The sequence below is a fragment of the Testudinibacter sp. 'clade 2' genome (assembly GCF_006227735.1).
Classification (GTDB): domain Bacteria; phylum Pseudomonadota; class Gammaproteobacteria; order Enterobacterales; family Pasteurellaceae; genus Chelonobacter.
The window spans coordinates 1-1,656 of sequence record NZ_VDHB01000045.1 but is presented as its reverse complement, the minus strand read 5'-3'; the positions used below and the strand labels follow the sequence as shown (position 1 = coordinate 1,656).

Genomic DNA, 1,656 nt, shown 5'->3' with positions numbered 1-1,656 from the left:
TGAGCTTTATCAACAGCGAAGGCAAAGCACAGAACTTGTTTAGTGCCTCAGGTGATGAATATTACTCAATAGGAAAATATTCAAATTTAGCGGCAAAATATAATCGAGAAAACAGTCAGTTTCTGACGAATATTCTTGTGCCGAAAGTGAAGAATAACCTTGTTTTTGAGGGTGTGAAAGACGGTGGTAATGCACTTAGTGAGGCAGCAAGAGCAGCGTTGGATTCACCGATAGAGACCACCAAAAATATGGTGAAAACAGTTGAACATAGCCTGTCGGACTGTTTAAAAAATCCGCCGGCTTGCGCAACAGAAAAATGGACGACCTTTGATAGTGCGTCAGGGGATTTACTGAGAACGCATTACAACCAGGCTGATGTTAATGCCCTGTACGGCAAAGATATGACTGCCGAAACCGCACTTGTGCCGTTGATGAGAGGCGGAACGGTGGCGGCGGAAGTGCTGCCGGTGGTAAAAGCCGGGTCAGTTGCGGTTAAATCAGTCGATAATATGCTATCACCTTTAGCGAAAGGTGTTGATGCGAATGAAAAGTTGCCTGTTGTTGGGAAAACAGAAGGGTATGAGAATCAGACTAGTAAAATTTCAAGCAGTGCAGAAAATATTGCTCTTTATCCAAAATTAAAAGAGCAATTACAGACAGAAAACTTACAAAATATTGCTAAATTAGATCCTGTATTAGGAGAGATAGTGAATTCTTTGGGTAAAGAATTAAATTATGGTATTTCTAAATTAATGCCTGCTCAAGAAGCTGAAAGATTGGGAAGATTGTGGGTAGGGGATAATTTTACTGAAGTAAAAGTGAAGAATACTGTAATAGGTTGGAATAGTGTAGATAGATTGAGAGGGTATAGATTTCCTAGTGTAAAAGAATCTGACTATGCTGAAACTGGAGTTCAAGCCAACTTTGAAACATATAAAATAAATCCTGTTACAAATCAAAAAGAAAAAATTGGAAATGCGCATTTAAATATTATAGAGAATTAGTATGAAAGCTGAATTAAAATTAATAACTGATTTGTTTGGTGAGTTTTCACCAGCAGAATACACTCCTGTTAATGATGATGTTTTTCATATAACATTGTTATTAGGTATTGGTGGGGTTGATAGTGAGGCAATGGATTATTTTGATGTGTCTATATGTACATTGGAGTGGGTAAGGTTAAATAATGTTAAACCAGTTATTTTAAATAATACTATTTTAGTTGATAATTATGATTTTAACAAAATATTGAAATATATAAACGAATGCATCCATCTTTGTGATGGAAAAAACTGGCATGAGGTTGCTAATAATTTATCTAAATTTTTCCTCTGGGAATATGATAGGTATAAGACTTTGTCCACAGTTAAGGAGTAGTATCGATAGAATATTTATCAACAGCTTTTTTCAAGTAAAAAAATGTGGTGAAAACGGTTGAATATAACCTGTCGGACTGTTTAAAAAATCCGCTGGCTTGCGCAACAGAAAAATGGACGACCTTTGATAGTGCGTCAGGGGATTTACTCAGAACGCATTATAATCAGGCTGATGTTAATGCCTTATACGGCAAAGATATGACTGTTGAAACCGCTCTTGTGTCGTTGATGAGAGGCGGAACAGTGGTGGCGGAAGTGCTACCGGTGGTAAAAGCCGGGT

At 37.3% G+C, this 1,656-nt stretch carries 3 protein-coding genes; all 3 read left to right on the top strand.

The features are described from left to right. A partial coding sequence (locus FHQ30_RS13215; RefSeq protein WP_500692249.1) for a hypothetical protein occupies positions 1 to 1,004 on the top strand: 1,004 nt, incomplete at its 5' end. 1 nt (position 1,005) lies between these two features. Further along, positions 1,006 to 1,377, top strand: a complete 372-nt coding sequence (locus tag FHQ30_RS04280) for an Imm8 family immunity protein (protein WP_139615098.1) — start codon at positions 1,006 to 1,008, stop codon at positions 1,375 to 1,377. Positions 1,378 to 1,421: 44 nt separating this feature from the next. Continuing rightward, positions 1,422 to 1,656: hypothetical protein (locus FHQ30_RS04275; RefSeq protein ID WP_139625146.1), on the top strand; the 235-nt coding region annotated here is incomplete at its 3' end.

Coding starts and splice junctions, on each gene's coding strand:
- FHQ30_RS04280 (WP_139615098.1), top strand. CDS start 1,006: ATGAAAGCTGAATTAAAATTAATAACTGATTTGTTTGGTGAGTTTTCA.